The organism is Pseudomonas sp. MYb541 (assembly GCF_037479595.1).
Classification (GTDB): Bacteria; Pseudomonadota; Gammaproteobacteria; order Pseudomonadales; family Pseudomonadaceae; genus Aquipseudomonas; species Aquipseudomonas canadensis.
Window position 1 is genome coordinate 80391 of the sequence record NZ_JBBGYS010000031.1, and the last position, 6196, is coordinate 86586.

Annotated in this window: 6 protein-coding genes; all 6 read right to left on the reverse strand. The window is 61.3% G+C overall.

What is annotated here, in order from left to right:
* Window positions 1-66 precede the first annotated feature (66 nt).
* A complete protein-coding gene (locus WH299_RS19520) occupies window positions 67-882 on the reverse strand; it encodes a M90 family metallopeptidase (RefSeq protein ID WP_339551036.1) in 816 nt (271 codons plus the stop codon).
* Window positions 883-888: 6 nt separating this feature from the next.
* The gene (locus tag WH299_RS19525; protein WP_016978561.1) at window positions 889-1545 is read right to left on the reverse strand and encodes a DedA family protein; all 657 of its coding nucleotides are present in this window, start codon (window positions 1543-1545) and stop codon (window positions 889-891) included.
* 284 nt (window positions 1546-1829) lie between these two features.
* Window positions 1830-2288: a GNAT family N-acetyltransferase gene (locus WH299_RS19530; protein WP_017735604.1), complete on the reverse strand. Its 459-nt coding sequence runs from the start codon at window positions 2286-2288 to the stop codon at window positions 1830-1832.
* A gap of 92 nt (window positions 2289-2380) precedes the next feature.
* The gene (eutC, locus tag WH299_RS19535) at window positions 2381-3214 is read right to left on the reverse strand and encodes an ethanolamine ammonia-lyase subunit EutC (RefSeq protein ID WP_122727854.1); all 834 of its coding nucleotides are present in this window, start codon (window positions 3212-3214) and stop codon (window positions 2381-2383) included.
* A complete protein-coding gene (locus tag WH299_RS19540) occupies window positions 3211-4605 on the reverse strand; it encodes an ethanolamine ammonia-lyase subunit EutB (protein ID WP_028618091.1) in 1395 nt (464 codons plus the stop codon). Before WH299_RS19540 ends, eutC begins: the two co-directional genes overlap by 4 nt.
* Before the next feature lie 52 nt (window positions 4606-4657).
* Window positions 4658-6091 carry an ethanolamine permease gene (gene eat / locus WH299_RS19545; protein WP_017735607.1) on the reverse strand — a complete coding sequence of 478 codons (1434 nt, stop codon included), beginning with the start codon at window positions 6089-6091 and terminating at the stop codon, window positions 4658-4660.
* Between the last annotated feature and the right edge of the window lie 105 nt (window positions 6092-6196).

Genomic DNA, 6196 nt, shown 5'->3' on the forward strand with positions numbered 1-6196 from the left:
GGCCTAAAAGTGGCGGCGATTATAGGCACATTCTGACGCCGATGCCATGCGCCAGACGTCGTACGGTCATTCGCCTTGTGGCTGGTAGCGCGGGTCGCTGGCTTGCAGTTGGGTGAGGCGGGCCAGCGGATCCTGGCGATAAAAGCGGCTGAGTTGCGCGTACACCTGGGGATAATGGCTGACCAGCAAATCCGGGGCGCTGAAAAAATATTCGCTGGTGACGGCAAAGAATTCAGCCGGGTTTTCGGCGGCGTAGGGGTCGATCTCAGTCTCGGCGTCCGGGTTGGCGTCCAACTGACGGTTGAGGTCGTCGTAGGCGCTCTGCATCACGCTGGCCCATTCCTGCACGCGCATGTCGTTGTGCAGCGGCGGCAGGCCGTTGGCGTCGCCGTTGAGCATGTCGAGCTTGTGTGCCAGTTCGTGGATGACCAGGTTGTAGCCTTCCCAGTTGCCACTGGCCAGCACGCCGGGCCAGGCGAGGATCACCGGGCCCTGTTGCCAGGCTTCGCCGCTGTGTTCGCCGTCCCATTCGTGTTCGATGCCACTGCTGTCGCGATGGCGCTGCGGGCTGACGAAGTCGTCGGGGTACAGCACGATTTCGTGGAAGCCCTGGTACCAGTCGAGGTCACCCAGGTTCATCAGCGGCAATTGCGCCTGGGCGGCGAGCAGCAGGCGTTGTTCCTGGTGCAGCTCGACGCCGGGCAGGGCGGTCAGGTGCTTTTCGGCGAGGAACACCACGCAGGCTTCGCGCAGCCACTGGTCCTGCTCGGCACTGATGCCGTCGAGGAAGATCAGGTGGTGGCGCACCCGTTGCCAGGTGTCATCGGCAATCGGGTGCTTGGCCAGCAAGCGCCGGCGACGCCAGGCGCTGAGGGACCACATCGCAGGTTACTGCGGCTTGGCTTCGGATGACGTGCGACCAAAGCGGCTGCGGAACACGCCAATGATCATCGGAACCAGCGACAGCAGGATGATGAACACCACCAGCAACGACAGGTTTTTCTTGATAAAGGGCACGTTGCCGAAGAAGTAACCCAGGGTTACCAGGCCGCCGACCCACAGGATGGTGCCGAATACGCTGAAGCCGAAGAAGCGCGGGTAGGGCATTTTCGCGATGCCGGCAACGAACGGCGCGAACGTGCGCAGGATCGGCAGGAAGCGCGCCAGGGTCACGGTTTTGCCGCCGTGCTTGTCATAGAAGTCGTGGGTCTTTTGCAGGTAGTCGCGACGGAAGATTTTCGAGTTCGGGTTGCTGAACAAGCGCTCCCCGGCCGTTCGCCCGATCACATAGTTGGTGCTGTCGCCCAGGATCGCCGCCAGCATCAACAGGCCGCCGAGCAGCACCGGGTCCATGCCGCCGCCTGCGGCCACGGCGCCGGCGATGAACAGCAACGAATCACCCGGCAGGAACGGCATGACCACCAGGCCGGTTTCGCAAAAGATGACCAGGAACAGAATGGCGTAGATCCACGGACCGTAATTGGTTACCAGCAGGTCGAGGTAGACGTCGAGATGCAGGATAAGGTCGAGCGGGTTGAAATCCATGGATGGCACCTGTGTGAATGGCCCGGCTCAGCAGGCCTGTGCGGAAGCTCGGGTAATAAGGCTACAAGTGTATGCCGCAATTCTTACAACCCTGAAAGGTCCGCATTATACGGATTGAGAGGTGAAAAGCGTGTTGGTTTTGTAGCGGGGGATGTCGCAATGCAGCGGCGGTCGCTGCTCACCTGTAGGAGCTGGCTTGCCAGCGATGCAGGCGCCTCGGTGTAGCAGTGAGACCGAGGTGATGCTATCGCCGGCAAGCCGGCTCCTGCAGGTGATGGGGGTGTTCAGTCTTCGCTGATCGGCAATACGTAGTTCTTGAACTCCGTATCTTCGCGAAACCCAATCGACTCATAGGTCTTCTGCGCCACTTCATTATCGCTGCTGGTCGATACCCGCAACCGTACCGCGTGGGTCTCCTTGGCCATTTTTTTCGCCGTGCGCATCAGGTTATCCGCCACCAGTTGCCGGCGTGCGTCTTCAGCCACATAGATGTCATTGAGGATCCACACCCGCTTGAGCGACAACGACGAAAAGCTCGGGTACAGCTGGCAAAAGCCCAGCAGTTTTTTGTCGTCATCATCCGCCAGAGCCAGGTAAATCACCGATTCCTTGCGGCGCAGGCGCTTCTCCAGAAAGGCCCGTGACGAATCCGGGAAGGGCAAGGCCCCGTAGAACTCACGGTATTTGACGAACAGCGGGGTCAACAGGTCCAGGTGTTCCAGGGTCGCTTGAGTAATCCGCATGCCAGGCCTCAACTTCCAAATGGGGTATGACCACACAAGCGGCCGTGACTCGATGCTGCCTAATGGCGCTAAAAAGCGCAATCGTGCAGCGATCAGTCATCCGGTGAGCTGAGCAGGAAATTGCCTTTCATCAGGTCCGGATCATCCGATTCAATGGTCTGAACCTGCGCCTCGTCCTTGAGATTGACCCCCGACAGCTGGCGACGACACGCCTCTCGCATCAAGTACAGCAAACGGTGGGCGGCCATGCCATAGCTCAGGCCCTCCAGGCGCACATTGGAGATGCAATTGCGATAGGCGTCGGTGAGGCCGACCTTGGGGTTGTAGGTGAAATACAGCCCCAGGCTGTCCGGTGAACTGAGCCCCGGCCGTTCGCCGATCAGGATCACCACCATCTTGGCACCAAGCAATTGCCCGATTTCATCGGCCACCGCCACGCGGCCTTGTTCCACCAGGATGACCGGCGACAAGGACCAACCTTCCGCGTGGGTTTGTTCTTCCATGCGTGTCAGAAAGGGCAGGGTATGTTTATGCACGGCCAGGGCGGATAAACCATCGGCCACCACCACGGCTAAATCCACGCCGCCGGGGTTGGCTGACGCATGGTCGCGCAGCGCTTGGGCGGATTCATCACTCAAGCGCCGCCCCAGGTCCGGGCGTTGCAGGTAGCTGTGTCGGTCGGCAGCGGCACTGTGCAGCAACAGCGATTCACGCCCGCGCTCGGCCAGCTGGCTGCTGAGGCCCGCATGGTCAAAAGCTAAATGCACCGCATCCCGCGCCTGGGCGTGGGCAAACTGAAAATCCAGCTGCGCATTGGTAGGAATGCTGGTGCCGGTTCGGCCCAGGGCGATGCGCGCCGGGGTCAGGCGGCGCAGTTCCAGCCAGGGGTTGTCAGGCAGGTCGAGTTGCACGGGCGGCTCCTTCATCCCAGTTGCGCCAAAGCTTGGCGAAAGGCCGGTGGCAGGCTGTTGCCAAAGTGCACCTTGCCGTCGGCTTGCGTGAAGATACCCATTTTTGCCAGCCACTGTTCAAACTCCGGCGCCGGTTTTAAGCCCAATGTTTGCCGGGCGTAGAGCGCGTCGTGGAACGAAGTGGTCTGGTAGTTGAGCATGATGTCGTCGGAGCCGGGGATGCCCATGATGAAGTTGATCCCGGCCACGCCGAGTAGGGTCAGCAGGGTGTCCATGTCGTCCTGGTCGGCTTCGGCGTGGTTGGTGTAGCAGATGTCGCAACCCATGGGCACGCCGAGCAGCTTGCCGCAGAAGTGGTCTTCGAGGCCGGCGCGGATGATCTGCTTGCCGTTGTAGAGGTACTCCGGCCCGATAAATCCTACGACGGTATTCACCAGAAACGGTTTGAAATGTCGGGCTACCGCGTAGGCGCGGGTCTCGCAGGTTTGTTGGTCGACGCCAAAGTGCGCATTCGCCGACAAGGCGCTGCCCTGGCCGGTCTCGAAATACATCAAGTTCTGGCCCAACGTGCCGCGATTGAGGCTCAAGCCCGCTTCGTAGCCTTCCTGCAACACGCTCAGGCTGATGCCGAAACTGGCGTTGGCCGCCTCAGTGCCGGCGATCGACTGGAATACCAGATCCAGCGGCACGCCACGGTTGATGGCCTCGATGGAGGTGGTGACGTGGGTCAGTACGCAGGCCTGGGTCGGGATCTCATAGCGCTGGATGATCGCGTCGAGCATCTCCAGCATGGCGCAGATCGAGGCGATGCTGTCGGTGGCCGGGTTGATGCCGATCATGGCGTCACCGTTGCCGTACAGCAGGCCGTCCAGAATGCTCGCGGCGATGCCCGCCGGTTCGTCTGTAGGATGGTTCGGTTGTAGGCGTGTGGATAAACGCCCACGCAGGCCCATAGTGCCGCGAAATTGCGTGACCACGCGGATCTTCTGCGCCACCAGCACCAAGTCCTGCACGCGCATGATCTTGGACACGGCGGCGGCCATCTCTGGTGTCAGACCTGGCGCCAAGGCGCGTAAGGAATGTTCGTCGGCCGCATCGCTGAGCAACCAGTCGCGCAGACCGCCCACGGTCAAGTGGCTGACGGCGGCAAACGCCTGTTTATCGTGGGTGTCGATGATCAGGCGGGTGACTTCGTCGCTTTCGTAGGGGATCAGCACTTCTTGCAGGAAGTGCTTCAGCGGGATATTTGCCAGCGCCATCTGCGCCGCCACCCGTTCACCGTCGTTCTGTGCGGCGACGCCGGCCAGAAAGTCCCCGGAACGCGCGGGGCTGGCCTTGGCCATTACATCCTTGAGGCTGTCGAAGCGGTAGGTTTGTGCGCCCACCGCGTGGGAAAAGCTTGCCATACAGTGTCTCCTTGACGACGCGGGCGGCGGCCCGCGTCGAGGTTTACGGCAGTTAGTGCAAGGCGGCCTCTGCGGCCTGGATCGCCGCGAATTCTTCTTCAGGCGTGCCTGCTACCAAGTGATGCCGGCTGTAGAAAGCAAAGTAAGCAATTAATACTCCATAGATGATCGCGGCGCCAATCACCACCCGTGGATCCACCAGAAAGCCTGCCACCACGGCCACGCAGGCCAGCACCAGCGCAACGCCGGAGGTAAAGATGCCGCCCGGTGTGCGGTACGGACGGTCCATTTTGGGGCGACGGATGCGCAGGGTGATGTGCGCGGCCATCATCAGCACGTAGGAAATGGTTGCGCCAAACACCGCCACCAGAATCAGCAGGTCACCCTGGCCGGTCAGCGACAAGCCAAAGCCGATGATGCCGGGGATCACCAAGGCCAGTACTGGCGCCTTGCTTTTGTTGGTCTGGGACAGTTTGCGCGGCAGGTAGCCGGCGCGGGACAGTGCGAAGATCTGCCGCGAATAGGCGTAGATGATCGAGAAAAAGCTCGCGATCAGGCCCGCCAGGCCGACCAGGTTGACGAAACTGCCCATCCAGGTCGAGCCGCCGTAAGACAATGCCAGTGCTTCAACCAGCGGGTTGCCGGATTTGACCAGCGCGTAAGTACCCGCGCCGCCCGGTGCAATCACGAGGATAAGCAGGGCAAAACTGGTCAGCACCACAATGGCGCCGATCAGGCCGCGCGGCAGGTCGCGTTTCGGGTTCTTGGTTTCTTCGGCGGCCAGGGGCACGCCCTCTACCGCGAGGAAGAACCAGATGGCATAAGGAATTGCGGCCCACACACCTACATAGCCAAACGGCAGGAAGGTGCTGGCACCCTTGGCCTCGGTCACCGGAATGTCCAACAGGTTGGCGACATTGAAGTGCGGCACCATCGCGACCAGGAACACACCCAGTGCGATTGCGGCCACGGCGGTGATCACAAACATCAACTTCAGGGCTTCGCCCACGCCAAAAATGTGGATGCCGATAAAGATGATGTAGAACGCCAGGTAAATCATCCAGCCGCCGATACCGAACAGCGACTCGCAATACGCGCCGATAAACACCGCGATGGCGGCGGGGGCGATGGCGTATTCGATCAGGATCGCAGTGCCCGTGAGGAACCCGCCCCACGGCCCGAATGCGCTGCGGGCAAAACCGTAGCCCCCGCCTGCGGTAGGAATCATGGAAGACAGTTCGGCCAGGGAAAAACACATGCACAGGTACATGGTGGCCATCAGCAATGTGGCGAGGAACATTCCGCCCCAGCCGCCTTGGGCCAGGCCGAAGTTCCAGCCGGCGTAGTCGCCGGAGATCACGTAGGCAACGCCGAGGCCGACCAGCAACACCCAGCCGGCGGCGCCTTTTTTCAGTTCGCGTTGTTGGAAGTATTGAGAGTCGACTTTTTCGAAGTCGACGGAGGATCCAGTAGGTTCGCTAGGCATGAGAAGTACCGTCCGTTCTTATTGTTTTGGTTGAGCGCGAACAGGCGTGGGGGGGGGGGGGGGGGGGGGGGCGGCGGGGGGGGGCGGGGGGCGGGGGGGGGGGGT

Bases quoted from the DNA above. Each gene is read 5' to 3' on its own strand.
- WH299_RS19520 (WP_339551036.1), bottom strand. From the start codon at position 882: ATGTGGTCCCTCAGCGCCTGGCGTCGCCGGCGCTTGCTGGCCAAGCAC.
- WH299_RS19525 (WP_016978561.1), bottom strand. From the start codon at position 1,545: ATGGATTTCAACCCGCTCGACCTTATCCTGCATCTCGACGTCTACCTC.
- WH299_RS19530 (WP_017735604.1), bottom strand. From the start codon at position 2,288: ATGCGGATTACTCAAGCGACCCTGGAACACCTGGACCTGTTGACCCCG.
- eutC (WP_122727854.1), bottom strand. From the start codon at position 3,214: ATGAAGGAGCCGCCCGTGCAACTCGACCTGCCTGACAACCCCTGGCTG.
- WH299_RS19540 (WP_028618091.1), bottom strand. From the start codon at position 4,605: ATGGCAAGCTTTTCCCACGCGGTGGGCGCACAAACCTACCGCTTCGAC.
- eat (WP_017735607.1), bottom strand. From the start codon at position 6,091: ATGCCTAGCGAACCTACTGGATCCTCCGTCGACTTCGAAAAAGTCGAC.